The sequence below is a fragment of the Paenibacillus algorifonticola genome (assembly GCF_050481745.1).
Classification (GTDB): domain Bacteria; phylum Bacillota; class Bacilli; order Paenibacillales; family Paenibacillaceae; genus Pristimantibacillus; species Pristimantibacillus algorifonticola_A.
This window is the reverse complement of sequence record NZ_JBCNGR010000002.1, coordinates 76,933-94,439: the sequence shown is the minus strand read 5'-3', so window position 1 is coordinate 94,439 and position 17,507 is coordinate 76,933. Positions and strand designations below refer to the sequence as shown.

At 49.6% G+C, this 17,507-nt stretch carries 14 protein-coding genes; 10 read left to right on the top strand and 4 right to left on the bottom strand.

Features of this window, described 5'->3' with window-relative positions; translation table 11 throughout:
- Positions 1-38 precede the first annotated feature (38 nt).
- Positions 39-2,099 carry a polyphosphate kinase 1 gene (gene ppk1, locus ABEW34_RS00700; RefSeq protein WP_430153979.1) on the top strand — a complete coding sequence of 687 codons (2,061 nt, stop codon included), beginning with the start codon at positions 39-41 and terminating at the stop codon, positions 2,097-2,099.
- An 87-nt stretch (positions 2,100-2,186) separates the two neighbouring features.
- Here ppk1 and ppx read toward each other — a convergent pair whose 3' ends face one another.
- A complete protein-coding gene (gene ppx / locus ABEW34_RS00695) occupies positions 2,187-3,722 on the bottom strand; it encodes an exopolyphosphatase (protein ID WP_430153977.1) in 1,536 nt (511 codons plus the stop codon).
- A 173-nt stretch (positions 3,723-3,895) separates the two neighbouring features.
- Here ppx and ABEW34_RS00690 point away from each other — a divergent pair, with 173 nt between their 5' ends.
- From ABEW34_RS00690 to ABEW34_RS00650, 9 genes are all read left to right on the top strand, one after another.
- Positions 3,896-4,357 carry an AMP-dependent synthetase and ligase gene (locus tag ABEW34_RS00690; protein WP_430153975.1) on the top strand — a complete coding sequence of 154 codons (462 nt, stop codon included), beginning with the start codon at positions 3,896-3,898 and terminating at the stop codon, positions 4,355-4,357.
- A 379-nt stretch (positions 4,358-4,736) separates the two neighbouring features.
- Positions 4,737-5,849 carry a citrate synthase gene (gene citZ, locus ABEW34_RS00685; protein WP_430153973.1) on the top strand — a complete coding sequence of 371 codons (1,113 nt, stop codon included), beginning with the start codon at positions 4,737-4,739 and terminating at the stop codon, positions 5,847-5,849.
- Between the two features lie 48 nt (positions 5,850-5,897).
- Positions 5,898-7,193, top strand: a complete 1,296-nt coding sequence (gene icd / locus ABEW34_RS00680) for an NADP-dependent isocitrate dehydrogenase (protein WP_430153971.1) — start codon at positions 5,898-5,900, stop codon at positions 7,191-7,193.
- 29 nt (positions 7,194-7,222) lie between these two features.
- Complete coding sequence (gene mdh, locus ABEW34_RS00675) at positions 7,223-8,164, top strand: malate dehydrogenase (RefSeq protein WP_430153969.1); 942 nt, start codon at positions 7,223-7,225, stop codon at positions 8,162-8,164.
- A 166-nt stretch (positions 8,165-8,330) separates the two neighbouring features.
- The gene (gene recQ / locus ABEW34_RS00670; protein WP_430153967.1) at positions 8,331-10,538 is read left to right on the top strand and encodes a DNA helicase RecQ; all 2,208 of its coding nucleotides are present in this window, start codon (positions 8,331-8,333) and stop codon (positions 10,536-10,538) included.
- A gap of 238 nt (positions 10,539-10,776) precedes the next feature.
- The gene (locus tag ABEW34_RS00665) at positions 10,777-11,208 is read left to right on the top strand and encodes a hypothetical protein (RefSeq protein ID WP_430153965.1); all 432 of its coding nucleotides are present in this window, start codon (positions 10,777-10,779) and stop codon (positions 11,206-11,208) included.
- Positions 11,209-11,288: 80 nt separating this feature from the next.
- On the top strand, positions 11,289-12,245 hold the full coding sequence (locus ABEW34_RS00660) for a sugar kinase (RefSeq protein WP_430153963.1): 957 nt from the start codon (positions 11,289-11,291) through the stop codon (positions 12,243-12,245).
- Between the two features lie 2 nt (positions 12,246-12,247).
- Complete coding sequence (locus tag ABEW34_RS00655; protein WP_430153961.1) at positions 12,248-13,045, top strand: DeoR/GlpR family DNA-binding transcription regulator; 798 nt, start codon at positions 12,248-12,250, stop codon at positions 13,043-13,045.
- Positions 13,046-13,148: 103 nt separating this feature from the next.
- Positions 13,149-13,721, top strand: a complete 573-nt coding sequence (locus ABEW34_RS00650; RefSeq protein ID WP_430153959.1) for a TetR/AcrR family transcriptional regulator — start codon at positions 13,149-13,151, stop codon at positions 13,719-13,721.
- Positions 13,722-13,847: 126 nt separating this feature from the next.
- Here the strand turns inward: ABEW34_RS00650 and ABEW34_RS00645 are convergent, their stop codons facing one another.
- The 3 genes from ABEW34_RS00645 to nagB all read right to left on the bottom strand — a co-directional run bounded on the left by ABEW34_RS00645 (position 13,848) and on the right by nagB (position 17,463).
- On the bottom strand, positions 13,848-15,245 hold the full coding sequence (locus ABEW34_RS00645; protein ID WP_430153957.1) for an ArnT family glycosyltransferase: 1,398 nt from the start codon (positions 15,243-15,245) through the stop codon (positions 13,848-13,850).
- Positions 15,246-15,542: 297 nt separating this feature from the next.
- A complete protein-coding gene (gene nagA / locus ABEW34_RS00640; protein WP_430153955.1) occupies positions 15,543-16,736 on the bottom strand; it encodes an N-acetylglucosamine-6-phosphate deacetylase in 1,194 nt (397 codons plus the stop codon).
- Position 16,737: 1 nt separating this feature from the next.
- Positions 16,738-17,463 (bottom strand): glucosamine-6-phosphate deaminase, encoded by a 726-nt coding sequence (gene nagB / locus ABEW34_RS00635; protein ID WP_430154122.1) that lies wholly within the window; start codon positions 17,461-17,463, stop codon positions 16,738-16,740.
- Positions 17,464-17,507 lie beyond the last annotated feature (44 nt).

Sequence of the window (17,507 nt, the reverse complement as noted above, 5' to 3'; positions counted from 1 at the left end):
AGCGCATAATAGGGGCATATATGAGGGAGGCGCACAAAATGACAAAACATTTGTCCCACTATGTTAACAGAGATTTAAGTTGGGCCGAATTTAACTGCCGAGTGCTTCAAGAGGCTCAGGATGTAAACAATCCGCTGCTTGAGCGGGCCAAGTTTCTAGCCATTGTATCCAGTAATTTAGATGAATTTATGAGTGTGCGTGTAGCGGGCATTCAAGAGCAAATTAAAGCAGGCTATTCTAAAATTGATTTTACAGGCTATACGCCCGCCGGCTTATGGAAACGATTAATTAAACGCACGAATCAAATGGTGCATGATCAATATAAATCTTATCGGGACGTGCTGCGTGGCTTGGGACGCGAAGGCATTGCCATCCGTTCAATGAGCGAGCTGAATATGACGCAGTCCAAGGCCGTATCAGAGTATTTTCATGAAATTGTATTTCCTGTCCTGACACCGATGGCGGTCGATCAGAGCAGGCCTTTTCCGCTTGTACATACGAAGGAATTATATTTAGCTGTTTTATTGCGCCACCCGGAAGCCGCACCTGAGGAAGACCCGCTGTTCGCGATGGTGCAGGTGCCATCCATTTTAGCAAGATTTGTCCCGCTTCCTGAACGCCCGAATAGCAAAAAGCGTGAATATGTGCTGCTGGAGGATCTGATTGAGCAATTTATTGATACCCTTTTTAATGGTTATGGAGCTTATGCGGTACATGCGTTTCGTTTGACGCGCAATGCTGATTTTACGCTTAATGAGGATGCCGAAGACTTGCTGGAGGAGATTGAGAAGGAGCTGCGCAAGCGCCGTTGGGGCATCTCCGTACGGCTTGAGGTTGCGCGCGGCATGCATCCGGATGCGCTGGATATTCTCAAGGATGAGCTGGAAATCGAGGATAACCTGATCGAAATTGATGGACCGCTCGATTTAAGCTTTATGATGAAGTTCGCTCAGGCTATACCAGGCTACGACCATTTGCGTTATGACAAAATGGAGCCCGTCTATCCGATGGAATTTGACGATACCGACGACATGTTTGAAGTGATTCGCCAGCGCGATGTGCTGATGTACCATCCATATGAATCGTTTGATGCGGTTAATGATTTTGTGCTGCAGGCGGCTACCGATCCGGATGTGCTTGCGATCAAAATGACGATGTATCGGGTCAGCGGCAAGTCAGCGCTCGTTCAAGCGCTGGCTGAAGCGGCCGAATCTGGCAAGCAGGTGACCGTTGTTGTCGAGCTGAAGGCGCGATTCGACGAGGAGCGCAATATTGCTTGGGCGCGCCAGTTGGAGAAAGCGGGCTGCCATGTCGTCTACGGTCTGATTGGGTTGAAAACCCATGCGAAAATTTTGCTCGTCGTGCGCCGGGAGCAGGACACGCTGCGCCGTTATGTGCATGTGGGCACGGGCAATTATAATGACAGCACAGCGACGCTTTATACCGATATCGGTTTGTTTACATCTCATCCGACAATCGGCGGCGATGCATCGGCGCTGTTCAATGAGGTGACGGGCTATTCCGATCCGTATGACTGGAAAGCTTTTGGCGTAGCTCCAACGGATCTCAAGCAGAAGCTGTTCCGCCTTATTGACCGGGAAATCGCCCATGTGGCGGCTGGCAAGAAGGGCCGTGTCATTGCGAAGATGAACTCGCTCTCTAATCAAGAGATGGTCGATAAGCTGTACGAGGCTTCGCAGGCAGGCGTGAAAATCGATTTGATTGTCCGCGGCGTATGCTGCTTGCGTCCTGGTGTTGCTGGCCGAAGCGAGAACATTCAGGTAATCAGCATTGTGGACCGTTATTTGGAGCATGCAAGAGTCATGTATTTCCACAATGGCGGGGAAGAGGAAGTGTATTTATCCAGTGCAGACTGGATGACACGCAACCTGATGAAGCGGGTGGAGCTGATGTGTCCAGTGTACGACGCGCATTTGCGCCAGACGCTCATCAATATGCTGAACTTGAATCTGAATGACAATGTCAAAGCTAGGAGGCTGCAGTCAAACGGCACTTATGTTCATGTTGAGAATGAAAATAAACCGTTCCGCAGTCAATTCGAGGCTAGACATATCCCAGGCTGGAAAGTACAAGTATAAAAAAGTAAAAAGCGATGAGAAAGGGAAGCTTTATTCCTTTTTCATCGCTTTTTTTATTATGAAAATATTTAAGGAAAGCAACACATTCTATGCCTGAATATAATCAGGCAGCTCAAGCACGGGGGTCAGCTTCCACAGCTTGGAGAACTCGGGAGCAAGCTCGCCTACCTCCAGTCGCTCAACGGTCAACGAGCTGCTAGGACGTACGGCATGCAGCTTAAGCTGGTCAAGCGTAAGAGAGACGGTCAGCCTGCTTAGCGCCTGTGTCTCGCTGCGGTCAAGCGCTGATGCGAGCTGCAGCAGCGTGCCCAGCCTGCCGATTAACTCATAGTCGGACTCGACAAGCATCTCTTTGTAGGGGCGGAGCTGCTGCCGTGCCCGACTTTTGCTTTTATAAGAAGCGATCGAAGCCGTAATCAAAATTTCCTTATGGGACAATCCATTCAAATGCGAGTTGACGATTAAATAAAACGTATGCTTGGCGTAGTCGTAGTAGTCAATGGATGCGCCAATTCGAAACAGGCTTGAAGCGGCATCAAGCAAAATTCGCGCTCGCGATGGCATTTGGTGCAGCTCTCTCAGCTCATCATGCAGCTGCAAAGCAAGCCGGTTTACCTGTGATACATGCTGCATCGGTGCAGCGGGATGAAGCATGCTGATGTTATGCAGGCTGAAGCCCAGCACATCCTGATGAGCAGACTCCCGGGAAAATCTTGTATCATGAAAAATGCCGTCGCGCAATCCGGCACCGCAAATGATATAGCCGGAAGCTTTCGTCAGCTTGTAAAGCTGGCGCAGCACGGCTAAGCCGGGAACAATAACGTCCACGCGATCTTTGGACAGGCCGGGAAACTTGCTGCGCTTGTCCAGCGGCAAGGCCCGCAGCTGATCAAACACCATTTCGGCGTCCCCTCCGGGTATTGCATAATTATGTGTTTGATGAAAAGGATAGTTCGTCGCCGCCTGATGGATTTTGCCCAGCGCCCTGGCGGTGCCGCCGACGCCAATCATGGGCAGTCCCTGCGCTTTAGCGAGCCATGGAACGGACTTGAAGGCTTCGAGCGCTAAGCTGTCCAGCGCGCGCAATGCCTCGTCGCTTAGCATGCCTTTGGAGGCGAAACGCCGATTCAGGCTCACGCAGCCAAAGGGAAAGGAGACGGAGTGCTGCAGCTTGCGTCCGCGAAACAGCGATACTTCCGTGCTGCCGCCGCCAATATCGACTAATAGACCATCTTCCAGGTCCATCGCATTAATCATCCCAAGAAAGCCAAAGGCTGCCTCTTGCTCGCCGCTAAGCAGTTCTATGTCAAGGCCGGTTTCGGCTTTTATCGCTTCCAATATAATCGCGCGGTTCGAAGCATTGCGAATTGCCGCTGTTGCCACAGCGCGGATTTCTCCAGTTCGGTTGTGGGCGCAAATTAAGCGGAAATGGCTGAGTGTGCCGAGCAGCTCGCTCATTGCCTCAGCCGACAGATTGCCTTGCTCGTCAATTCGTTCACTTAATCGAGCCGGTCGTTTGCTCCCATCAATGACGCGGTGTGCTCCGTGTGCTGTTCGCTCATAAACAACGAGCCTCACCGAGTTGGAGCCTATATCTATAATACCAATACGATGTTCATTCATAGCGAACCTCCATTTTTTTGAAATATAGGAAAGTCTAACTTAACGTTATTCTTTCTCTATATTTCCCGGAATGAAACGCGCCGCGCCGCCAAAGGATGGCAACAGCCGTTTCACCTTGCAATAATTTATTTTAACATAGCTAATGAAGAATGTCCTAAGAAGCATAAGGCGACATGGAACGCAAGTTCCGAATCGAAGTCCGTATCACGATAAACGGGATTTGCCAAATCAAGAATAAAAATGGATTTGTAAGTCATATTAATGGAGGTAGTTTATTAAACATACTGGAGGAATTACGAATGAATCAGTTTTCACAAACGAATATTAGTCAACAGCTTTCACAATGCGAGCATCTTCTACAGCAGCTGATGCAGCAAACACAGCAAGCATCAGGCATGTATCAGCAACTGCTGAAGCAAGAACAATCGAATGCCGCACAGTTGGAGCAAATTGCACAGCGTGAGCATCAAGCGGCCCATATTATCCAAACAGCGTTGCAAGGTCACCAAAAGGCGATGCAGCAAATGCAGCAAATTTCCAGCATTTGCAATCAAATTTCCAATTCAAATGCAAACCAGTCCTTTGCTTATCAGCAGCCACAGTACCAAGGCTCGTTCGGTGAGTTAAATCATTAACCTTCAAGCGATTTCATCTTTAAAATGAAGCAGCGGCTGTTTCCCGGTATTTTACCGGGGAGCGGTCGTTTCGTTTATTTACAAACGTTTGTTATAGCTTGTATCGTGATCGGTTAGTACATTGTCTGTTTTTCTGTTAAGATAGAAGACAGGTGTTTATATCTAACTACATAAGCAGTGACCAGATTAGTCAAGGTGTCAAATGTGGAGGTTATTTCACATGACAGCAGCCCCATCACAAATTTCTTTCTTACCGATAAAGCATTTTTATATGTGCTTTTGTTCACTTTGTTGTCAAAATCATTTATGATTATACGGACGACATGGATTCGAATGATATTTTGCGATGTGAAATTTCCAAGCTAAAGGAGAGAGAACGATGACAGCAACTAAAGGTCTGGAAGGAATTGTCGCCGCTTCTTCGTCAATCAGCTCGATTATTGACGGAGTGTTGACATACCGCGGTATAGATATTGATGATTTGGCAGAAAATGCGACATTTGAAGAGGTTGCCTATTTGTTATGGTATGGCAAGCTGCCTAATCGTTCCGAGCTAGCAAAACTGCAAGAGCAGTTAGATGCATACACAGCAATTCCTGAAGGCGTTATCCAGCAAATTAAGCTGTACCCGAAGGACACGAATTCGATGGCGGCACTTCGTACAGCTATTTCAAGCCTTGCTCTTTATGATGAGTCGGCTAATGAAATGACTGCTGAAGCTAATCAGCTGAAAGCGATTAAGTTGCAGGCGCAATTGCCAGCCGTTGTAGCAGCGTTCGCTCGCATTCGTGAAGGCAAAGATCCAATTGCTCCGAAGAAGGGCGTATCCATCGCCCATAATTTCCTTTACATGCTTACGGGCAAAGATCCTGAAGAGGTTGCAGTGAAAGCGCTTGATCAGGCACTTGTGCTGCATGCTGACCATGAGCTTAACGCATCTACATTTGCGGCACGTGTAACGGTAGCGACTTTATCTGACATTTATTCCGGTGTTACTTCGGCAATCGGTGCGCTCAAAGGCCCACTGCATGGCGGCGCTAATGAAGCGGTAATGGTTATGCTCGAAGAAATCGGCTCCTTAGCCAATGTTGAGCCATATATCAACAATGCGCTTGCAAGCAAGCAGAAGATTATGGGCTTCGGTCACCGCGTTTACAAAAACGGCGATCCACGCGCCAAGCATCTGCAAAAAATGTCGCAAGAGCTCGGCAAGCTGACTGGAAATTTGGAGCTTTATGAAATGTCGATCAAGATCGAAGAGCTCGTTACTGGTCAAAAAGGCCTTAAGCCAAACGTAGACTTTTACTCTGCTTCCGTCTATACGACACTAGGGATTGCACGTGATCTATTCACGCCAATTTTTGCGATTAGCCGCGTTTCCGGCTGGAGTGCTCATATTCTTGAGCAATACGAGAACAATCGCTTGATTCGTCCTCGCGCCGACTATATCGGTCCAGTCAACGCGAAATATATTCCAATCGACGAGCGCTAAGCGCTGCTTTTAGTACCGTTACACAAATTAAAGGAGGAATTATAAACAATGGCTCAATTCGAAAAATTCGCATTACCTACAGAAGGCGACAAAATTACAATCGACAATGGTGTACTTAACGTACCTAGCAATCCAATCATTCCTTTCATCGAAGGCGACGGCACAGGCCGCGACATCTGGCGCGCTTCGAAGCGCGTGCTTGACGCAGCTGTAGCGAAAGCTTACGGCGGCGACAAAAAGATCGCTTGGTACGAAGTTTTTGCCGGCGAGAAAGCATTCAATGAATACGGCGAGTGGTTGCCAGCTGATACGCTGACAGCAATTCGTGAATATATCGTAGCAATCAAAGGTCCTTTGACTACGCCAATCGGCGGCGGTATCCGTTCCCTGAACGTAGCGCTTCGTCAAGAGCTTGACCTGTATGTATGCCTGCGTCCTGTACGTTACTTCGACGGAGTTCCTTCCCCTGTAAAACGCCCTGAGCTGGTTGACATGGTTATTTTCCGTGAAAACACAGAGGACATTTATGCAGGTATCGAGTACCAAGAAGGTTCCGCAGAAGTGAAAAAAGTGATCAACTTCCTGCAAACTGAAATGGGCGTTAACAAAATCCGTTTCCCTGAAACTTCCGGTATCGGCATCAAGCCGGTTTCCAAAGAAGGTTCCCAGCGCCTTGCCCGCGCAGCAATTGAATATGCGATTAAGCATGGCCGCAAGTCGCTTACACTGGTACACAAAGGTAACATCATGAAGTTTACAGAAGGAGCTTTCAAAAACTGGGGCTACGAAGTAGCTGAAACAGAATTTGCAGAGCAAACCTTCACTTGGGGTCAATATGACCGCATTAAAGAAGCAGAAGGCACTGAAGCTGCTAATGCAGCACAAGCAGCTGCTGAAGCAGCAGGCAAGCTGATCGTGAAGGACGCTATTGCGGACATCGCTTTGCAGCAAGTTCTGACTCGTCCGACTGACTTTGACGTAATCGCAACGCTGAACCTGAACGGTGACTACCTGTCCGATGCACTTGCAGCGCAAGTTGGCGGTATCGGTATCGCTCCAGGAGCAAACATCAACTACTTGACTGGACATGCTATCTTTGAAGCTACGCATGGTACAGCTCCTAAATATGCAGATAAAGACGTTGTTAACCCAGGCTCGGTTATTCTTTCCGGCGTAATGCTGCTTGAGCACCTTGGCTGGCAGGAAGCGGCTGACCTGATCTACAAAGGTCTGGAAACATCGATCAACAACAAAACAGTAACTTATGACTTTGCCCGCTTGATGGATGGCGCTAAAGAAGTAAAATGCTCCGAGTTCGCTGATGAGGTTATTAACAACTTCTAGAACGGGCAATGACTGGAGGTAATGAGACAATGGCAATCAAACGCAGAAAAATTACTGTTGTTGGAGCAGGCTTTACAGGCGCTACAACTGCCCTGATGGCAGCACAAAAAGAGCTGGGCGACGTTGTGCTCGTCGATATTCCGCAATTGGAAAACCCGACAAAGGGCAAAGCGCTTGACATGCTTGAATCGACACCAGTACAAGGCCTTGATGTTAACATTATCGGGACTTCTGACTATGCAGATACAAAGGATTCCGATGTCGTTATAATTACTGCGGGCATTGCCCGTAAACCCGGCATGAGCCGTGACGATCTTGTTAACACCAACGCGGGTATCGTGAAATCCGTTTGTGAGAACGTAAAGGCAACAAGCCCTAACGCTTATGTCATTATTCTTAGCAACCCGGTTGATGCCATGACTTACGTTGCTTACCAAGCGCTTGGTTTCCCTAAAAATCGTGTTATCGGCCAATCTGGCGTTCTTGACACTGCTCGTTACTGCACATTTATTGCGCAAGAGCTTAACGTTTCCGTGGAAGATGTTCGCGGCTTCGTGCTTGGCGGTCATGGCGATGACATGGTTCCACTTGTCCGGTATTCAAACGCTGGCGGCATTCCTATCGAGAAGCTGATCCCAGCTGAGCGCATTGAAGCTATTGTACAGCGCGCTCGTGTTGGCGGCGGAGAAATCGTTAATTTGCTCGGCAATGGCAGCGCATATTATGCGCCAGCTGCAGCGCTCGTACAAATGACGGAAGCGATTTTGAAGGACAAAAAACGCATTATTCCAGTTATCGCTTACCTTGAAGGCGAATATGGCTATGACGATCTATTCATGGGCGTACCCGCAGTTATTGGCGGCGATGGCATTGAGAAAGTGCTGGAGCTTGATTTGACGGCAGAAGAAAAGGCTGCGCTCGATCAATCGGCGCAATCAGTTCGAGCTGTCATCCAAATCGTTACTGCTTAATGGACTTAGTTAACGCAAGCTGGCTTTTATAAAAGATTTGGTACGGGAGGACCCTGACACTTTGCTGGCAGGGTTTTTCCGTTTGAAATATAAGAATTTATAAGTTACACCCTTTTAATGGGTCTATTTTTTAGGATGCTTAATGTGCAAAGGGAGGGAAAGAAGCATGCTGGAGCAAGCTAGAGCCGAGCTGAAACGGGTATACGGCTATGACTCGTTTCGACCTGGTCAGGAAGCCATTATTCAAGGAATACTGGAAGGCCGGGATACGCTTGCCATACTCCCGACTGGCGGAGGCAAGTCCGTCTGTTACCAAATACCGTCCTTGCTGCTGAATGGAACGACGCTTGTTGTTTCTCCGCTCATATCGCTTATGAAGGATCAGGTCGATGCGCTGAACAGGCTCGGCATTCCAGCGGCATTTTTGAACAGCTCGCTTGGGGCTGTAGAATACCGGGAAGTGCTGCGAAGCGCGTTCAGAGGTGATTACAAGCTGCTGTATGTGGCGCCAGAGCGGCTTGATGCGCCCATGTTCAGCTCGCTTAGCGAGCAGATGGAAATCCCGATGATCGCCATTGATGAGGCCCACTGTGTCTCGCAGTGGGGGCATGATTTCCGCCCAAGCTATCGCCAGCTGGCAGGCTGGATTGGACAGCTGGCTAACCGTCCGCTAGTAGCGGGCTTTACCGCAACGGCAACGGACGAGGTGGCGCGGGATGTTTCGGCCATGCTGGGCATGCATGATCCGAATATTTTTGTCAGCGGTTTTGCGAGGCCGAATTTATCGTTATCGGTCATTAGCGGTGCGGACAAAAAGAAATTTTTACAGAAATTTATAACCGAGCGCGAAGAGCAGTCGGGCATTATTTATACAGCTACTCGCAAAGAGGCCGAGTCAGTACACGACCAGCTTGTACGCAAAGGGATTGCCGCAGGCAAATATCATGGCGGCTTGTCCGACGAGGAGCGGGCGACGACCCAGGAGCGCTTCCGTTTCGATGAACTGCGCGTTATGGTTGCAACGAATGCGTTTGGAATGGGCATCGACAAGCCTAACGTGCGTTATGTGCTGCACTGGCAAATGCCCGGCGACGTAGAGTCATATTATCAGGAAGCGGGCCGGGCCGGACGTGACGGCGAGGAAAGCGAATGCATTTTGCTGTTCGAGCCTCAGGACGTGCAGGTGCAGCGGTTTCTTATCGAGCAGGGCGTAGGTGATACGGAACGGAAGTCGATTCAGCTGTCCAAGCTGAATACGATGATGAACTACAGTAGGACGCATCGCTGCCTGCAGCAGTTTATCGTCGATTATTTTGGCGAGAAAAATGTAGAGCCGTGCGGAAAATGCGGCAACTGCCTCGACAAAAGCGAGCTGGTTGATCGTACGTCAGAAGCACAGAAGGCGCTATCCTGCGTGGGCAGAATGCGCGGGCGGTTTGGCGTGACGATGGCAGCTAAAGTCCTTAAAGGCTCACGCGACAAACGGCTGCTGGAGTTCAGGCTGGATGAGCTCACGACATATGGGCTGCTGAGCAGCTGGCCAGAGAAGGAAATTACCGATTGGCTGTATTGGCTTGTAGCCGAGGGCTACTTGCGGATGAGCGATGGGCAATATCCGACCGTCTCGCTTACGACGAATGCTCTGCCTGTGCTCGAAGGCAAGGAAACGGTCATGCAGCGCCTGCGGACAACGGTAAAACGTCGGGATTCGGGGCAGGGCGGAATGGCTTCGCCGCTGTTCGATGCGCTCAAGCAGTGGCGCAAGGAGACGGCAGCCCGCGAAAATGTGCCGCCGTTTATGCTGTTTTTTGATGCAACGCTCAAGGAGCTGGCTGATGCCAGACCACTTACGGAAGATGAGCTGCTGCAAACGAAAGGGATCGGTGCAGCCAAGGCGCGGAAATATGGCGCGGAGGTGCTAGCTATTATTGGCGAGCATACAGGCAAGCCTAGCGAAGCAGCTGGCGGTGCAGCAGGAAGGGCAGCTTCCTTTGGCTCCGGGCAGACTCCTTCAGTTGGGCAATCGAGCGCGGCTTCCGCAGAGTCCTCCAGCAGGGCAGGGAATGATGAAACGCCTAGCCATGTGCTGTCTTTAGAGCTGTTTAATGAAGGCAAATCGCCGCAGGACATTTCTGCAGAGCGCGGCCTAAGCCGGGTAACGGTGGAGGGACATATTATCCGCTGTGCTGAAGAGGGCTATGAGCTGGACTTTAGCCGTATTATTCCTGCCCATCGCGAAGAGGAAATTGTAGCAGCCATTATGGAGCTGAGTCCCGAGAAGCTGCGTCCGATTAAAGATGCGCTGCCTGACGATGTCGATTATTTTGCGATTCATGCCGTTATTTTTAAATACGGCTTGAAGGCAGAGGATTGAGCGAAGGCTAGTTTTTTAACGGAGTAAGTTGATTGGTTTATGGAAGTTCTTTGTATTTGCTAGGTTCATTTAGTATACTGTGTTTAGTAGAAAAACGGTGCAAATGCAGCGCTGGCAGGGCACTCTTCGTGTCGCAACAATGAAGCTTACGCTACTCGCGTAAGCTTTCCTATGCGAGAATAGGCTGATGCTTACGCAACGCATATTGCCCCGCAAATTTTATTAGGAGGAAAACAGAATGTATAACGTAATGGTTTTGCTGCATCTATTGGGCGCTGTAGGGATGGGTTTTTATATCGTACTTCCGATTATGATTGGCCGGGCATCAAAGCTTGCAGGAGTAGGACAGGAAGGGCTGGCTGATGGCCTGCTGTCGGCAAACCGGGTCGCACAATATTTTCTCATTGTACAGCTTCTGACAGGCGGCTACATGATGTCGAAAGGCGATTATGCGGTAATCTGGATGATTATTGTAACGGTTTTGTTTTTGGGGATTGCAGCATTGGGCGGTATCATTACGAAGCCGTTGAAGCGTATCGTTTCTTCTATTCGTGAAGGCCAAAGCGCTACTGCACATATCGGCAAAGCTCGCGTCATGAGCCTGATCGTGCTGGTGCTGTACCTGGTTGTTATTTATTTTATGCGTTTCCCGATTTTTGCTACTGTGTAGCAAGACGGAAAGTGAACGCCGTGTTTGTTTGATTATGGAAGGCAAGCGAACTCAAATCAACGTTGCAGGAGGCGGAGAATGTGGGACAAGCATCACCAGACATCATTACATTCGGAGAATCAATGGCACTTTTTATGCCGCAGGAGCATAAGGCGATTGAACGGGCGACTACACTGGAGCAGGGCTTCGGCGGGGCGGAAAGCAATGTCGCCATTGGCCTTTCACGCTTGGGAAGCTCGGTAGGCTGGTTCGGCGCTCTTGGTAATGATCCTTTCGGGCGGATTATATTGAAAACGCTTCGCGGGGAAGGGGTAGATGTATCCCGCGTCAGGCTGAGCGAAGAAGCGCCAACAGGCATGATGTTCCGCGAGACGGTAGCAGGACGCATGGCCGTGCATTATTACCGCAAGCATTCCGCTGCCAGCCGGATGGAGCCGGAGCATCTTGATGAGGCATATATTCAAGGAGCGAAGCTGCTGCATGTAACGGGAATTACAGCGGCGCTTAGCGAGAATTGCCGCCGGACGGTGCGCAGAGCCATCGATATTGCAAAGGATGCTGGCGTCAAAGTAAGCTTTGATCCCAATTTGCGGCTGAAGCTTTGGTCGATAGAGGAAGCGCGCGAAGTGCTGCTGCCCTTTGCGGCTGCTGCGGATTATTTTTTGCCGGGCTGGGATGAGCTGATGCTGCTGTACAACACAGATAGCTATGATGTTGTGAAGCAAAAGCTGCTTGAACTGGATGCGGTGAAGATCATTAAAGGCAAAGATGATGCGACAATCGTACTGGATGGCAATGAGGAGACGGCTGTTCCTTTCTATAAGGCGGACAAGGTTATTGATACGGTCGGAGCAGGCGATGGTTTTTGCGCTGGCTTTTTGGCAGGCATTATGAAGGGAATGACGCCTGTTGACGCTGTAAAGCTTGCCAGCATCAATGGCTCGCTCGTCGTTCAAATGCGCGGAGATTGGGAGGCGCTTCCAGAATGGAGCGTTGTCGAGCAGCGAATGAGCGATAAAGCATGGGTGGAGCGTTAATTATGGCTGAAGCGAATGTTCCGTCGTCTAAAGGACAGCGCCGCCGCGAGGCGATTTTGCAGCTGCTTAAGCAGCAGGGGCGCGTTACGATTTCCGAGATTGTGGAGCAATTCGATTGTTCGGAAGCGACCGCAAGAAGAGACTTGGAGCAAATGGAAGCCAGCTATCCGATTATTCGTACGATTGGTGGGGCGATGTATGACGGGCTTAGCGTCGTTCGCGATATGGGCTTTTCGGAAAAGCAGGATATTTCGTACCTGGAAAAAGAAAGAATTGCCGCGAAGGCGGTATCACTTATTCAGGAGGGCGATGTCATCGGGCTGTCCGGCGGCACGACCAATTATTTGATCGCCAAGCAGCTTAAGCTCAGAAGCGGCATTACCGTCGTGACGAATGCGGTGAATATTGCAATGGAGCTGGCGGGGAGCCCGATTCAAGTCGTTGTCACGGGCGGCATTATGCGCCACAACAGCTTTGAGCTTTGCGGGCCGCTGGGAGAAGGCATGGTCGATCATTTGAATATTGGCAAAATGTTCATTGGCGTCGATGGCGTATCAGCAGGCGGGGGCATTACGACGTATTCGGAACAGGAAGCGCAAATTGCCAAAGCGCTGATTAGACGATCCGTTGAGACGTATGCGGTATTCGATCAGACGAAGGTTGGCAAAATGTCACTATTCTCGATTTCGCCGCTTGCAGCGCTGCAAGCTTTCATTACCGATCAGCCGATTGAAGGCGAGCTTAAGCTGGCGGCACAGCAGCTGAATATTGACGTTTACGTGGCAGAAACCAATGGTTAGCAAGGGCAGGCAACAGGAGCGTGGAAAGTGGCGCCTGCTGCCTGTTTTTGCATTTTTGGCCTTTGTCGTTGACAATAAATAAACGATCGTTTATTATTGACGCATGAGACTAAGAGATGAAAATAAAATAGAATTAATTTTTGAAGCTACAATTCAGTTGATTAACGAAATTGGCATTTCGGAAACGTCCATTTCTAAAATCGCCAAGCGGGCGAATGTGTCCGCAGCTACGATTTACATTTATTTTGAGAATAAGGAGGATATGCTCGGCAAGACGTATTTAAAAGCGAAAAAAATAATGAGCGATAAGCTGTTTAATGGGGTAGACCATTCGGCACCGATCGAGCAGCGCTTTAATCTGTACATTCGCAATTTTATCCAGTTTGTACAGGAGCACAAATCTTATTTTATGTTTATGGAACAAATCTCGAACTCGCCATTGCTGCAAAATTGGTGCTTGGAAGAAAGCGCAGCGCTGTATTTGCCTATATTTGAGTTTTTCGAGAGTGGCAAGCAGCAGCAGCTGTTCAAGGATGTAGATAATCATATGCTCATTACGTATTCTATTTTGCCGGTAGCCGAGCTGGTTAAAGAGCAGTTCAAAGGTGAATTTGAGTTTACGCCTGAAAACCTGGATAGCGCAATTAAAATGAGTTGGGACGCGATAAAGCGATAAATTTTTATGTTTTTAATGAATGATCATTCATTAATTAAATATATATAGCAGCGGAATCAGGCCAGTAAGAGCGAAGACAATGGCAACTTCCGCTGCTGCTGCTCAATATTTAAAGGTCGGCTGCCTTCAATCAAGGGAGCCGACCTTTATTTTTCGCCGCGCTGTTCGTTTCATTTGCATCAAATAGATACCGTAGCTCTGCAATAAAATAAAGCATGGGAGCAGATCGAGCCGATATCTTGCTTGTATTTCAATCCAAAGCTGCACGAACGCATAGCCCAGCAGTAAAATCAGAAAAAGCATGTGGCCGGCCGTATGCTGCTCGGCAAACCGGCTGCGCCATAAGCTGTATAGCGAATAGACTCCCGCTGCGCTCATGGCAGTGAAGAGGAAGCGCTCCGCTATTTTTAGGATGGCAGCAAGCTGTTCCTGATTCATATCCTTCAAGCTCCACATAACCGCCGAATCCTCCTCGCCCCAAAAAATAGCGAGCTTGCGCGCAAACAATGAGGCTACTGCGATTGGATCAGCAAGACGCTCCTTGATCAATTCCAGCTCTGCTGCGTCGCGCTCCTCGCCAAGCTTAAACTGCAGCACGTACTTGCCATCCTCAAGCGACCATCTGCCATCTGTTTCCTCATTTAATCCTACGACGAATTTCCAATAAGGCTCCCGGTTAGATAACGGGTATTGCGAGGCTTCGCTTTGCACGAGTGCATAGCTGGCTAAAGCTTGCACCATATAAAATATAATAAACACGCCGGCGGCACGAGCAAACAGTAGGGTAGTGGATTTTCCAAACGATAGCCCAACTGGCCCGCCATCGTTCGGGTTAGCTTTGAACAAGCGAAATAACAGTAGAAAGGCAGCAAAGCCAGCTAAATAAACGAGGCTTAGCGGTCTCATCATGTTCGCAAGTCCGAAGGCGAGGCCGATTAGAAGCCAGCCATATTTGTTTTCGAAGCTTTTATTAATAATGAGCAGGCAGCCGAGTGTGAAAAAGAATGTCGACCAATGCTGATTCGTCAGTACCGAGCACATGATGATATTGGGAATGTAGAGCGCATAAAGCAGCCCCGCAATTCGCGCCGTATGCTCGTTAAACAGCTCTAGAGCAGCGTAATAAACGAGCAGCACGGTCGCTGCACTGAACAGCACATTAACTAGCTTAAGCATGAACAGTGCCGCTCCGCCAAACAGCCTGATCATGCCTGCTTCATACATCGTAAATCCAAACTGGTACACCCAGCTGAGGAAATATTCATCCTGATTAAAGGAAAAATCGCCTGCTGCTGCTAGCTGGGCAGCATTATACATAAACAGGAAATCGGAATCGGGAGGCGTATCGATCCAAATAATCCAGCCGAGCCGGGCCAGCAGACTGATCGCTATGAGTGTGAGCAAATAGCCTTTAGCCGATAGTTGGCGTCCAAGCAACCAGGAGGCGGCAAGTATAAGGATGAGTGTAAGGATAACGCCGCTAGCGGCAAGCAAGGGACTTTGGAGCAGCTGCGCTGTATTCATAAAGGAAGCAGCGAAAACGACAACGAAAAATAAGCCTCCTATTAATGTGAGCGTTTGAGCAGATAAAGAGCGTATCGAATGGAATGAGTGGAATAAGCGCATAGCTTCTCCTTTCTTTATGCGGAATGACTTATCCAATTTTATCCGAAATGGGTTAAAGTGGCTAGCTGTGAGCTGCAATTAGATTCATCTGCCGGAAATAAGCTTAATTAAAGCGGAGTTTATGCTGGATCTTCCATATGAATAAAGCCGCCCCTGCTGTTAGGCAAGGACGGCTTTATTCATAGAGAAGATCGTTTAATTTTGGGAAGCATCAAACACAAGCTTGCCGCCTACCCACGTGCGGCTCACTGCGGTGAAATCAGTATCTGTCAAAATGACATCTGCTTGCTTGCCTGATGAGATGGAGCCTGTCTGCTCGTAGATGCCGAGCTGCTTAGCCGCATTACCGCTGGCGCAGCGGCTGACTTCAGCGATAGACAGCGCCGTGTTGGCCAGCATGTAGCGGAAGGCACGCAGCATCGTCAGACTGCTGCCTGCGAGACTGCCGCTGCCTTGCAGGCGGGCAACCTGATCTTTCATCTCGACGGCCAAGCCGCCAAGCGAGTAGTTCCCGTCGGGCATGCCTGCTGCTGACATGGCATCGGTAATGAGAATAAGCTTGTCTGCCGGTTTGGCAGCTGCAAGCAGCCGGATCGCTCCCGGATGGACATGATGGCCATCGGCGATCAGCTCGGCATATATCCGTGGATCGCTGAGAACAGCGCCGACGGTTCCCGGCTCGCGGTGATGCAGCGGGCGCATCGCATTATACGTATGGACGGCGTGGGACAGCCCAGCGTCTGCTGCGGCTTCGATATCCGCGAAGGAGGCATCGGTATGGCCGCAAGCGGCGACGATATTATTTTCAGCAAGCCAGGCAATGAGCGGAAGCGAGCCTTCCCGTTCAGGCGCAAGCGTCAAAATTTGAATCAAATCGGGAAACTCTGCAGTCCATGCCTCCAGCCAGTCCTGCCGAGGAGGCGAGAGGTAAGCGGGATTTTGCGCACCGATCCATTTTTCATTCAGAAACGGTCCTTCCAGATGGACACCAAGCAGCGCGGCATAGGGCATGTCGCCGCTTCTGTAATCCGCTGCTGCATGCAGAACCGACTCAATAGCTTCTTTAGAAGCTGTCATCGTCGTTGCCAGCATGCCCGTCGTGCCCTGAGAGGCGTGGAAACGGGTAATCTTGTCGTAGCTGCTGCGGCTGGCGTCCATAAAGTCGGCGCCAAAGCCGCCATGTACATGGACGTCGATAAAGCCCGGCAATAAATAGCCGCCGGCTCCATCTATAGCGGGCAGCGCCTGCTCCTCAGCGCTAAGAACAGCAGCATTTTCCAGCAGACGGTGAATGAGGCCATTTTTAATAACGGCACTGCCGGCAATGATCTGGTCTTCCAAGACGATTTGGACGTTATGAATCACCCAGGAGAAGGGCGAGTTTTTCATATTATTTCAGCTTCCTTCCGGCTTCACGATCGAGAAGCACGATAACCCGGGGATGCGTCTGGAGCAGCGAAGCCGGAACCTCGGTTGTAATAGGGCCGGTCAACGCTTGCTCTACGATCTCCGCCTTATCTGCGCCGCGAACCACGAGCATAATGGTGTGTGCTTTCAGGATGGAGCCGACACCCATCGTCAGCGCCATCTTCGGAACTTCTGCAGCCGATGCGAAAAAACGTGCGTTTGCTTCCAGCGTTGCCGCCTTCAGCTGGACGGCATGGGTACCCGCAGATAGCAACGCATCAGGCTCATTAAAGCCGATATGTCCGTTATGTCCAAGCCCGAGCAGCTGAATATCGATTGGATTTTGCTCCAGCAGCTGGTCGTAACGGTCGCATTCGGCTTCCAAATTTTCAGCCAGCCCATTAGGCAAATGATAATGATCGTCTGCAATATCAATATGGGAGAATAAATGCTGCTTCATATAATAAGCATAGCTTTGTTCATGCTCGGCAGGCAGGCCTACATATTCGTCCAAATTGACGGTAGTCGTCTGGGCGAACGACACTTCCTTGCTGCGATATGCTTCTATTATTTTGGCATAGATGCCTAGAGGTGTCGAGCCTGTGGCGAGCCCTAGCACCGCATTTGGCTTCTCTTGGATTTTATTAATAATGGTTTGAGCCGCATAAGCGTCAAGCAGCTCCCAGTCGTTAAAGTGAATGATTTGCATCATGAAGCGCCTCCTTCAGGTTATGATTTTATTTTAAACTAAAA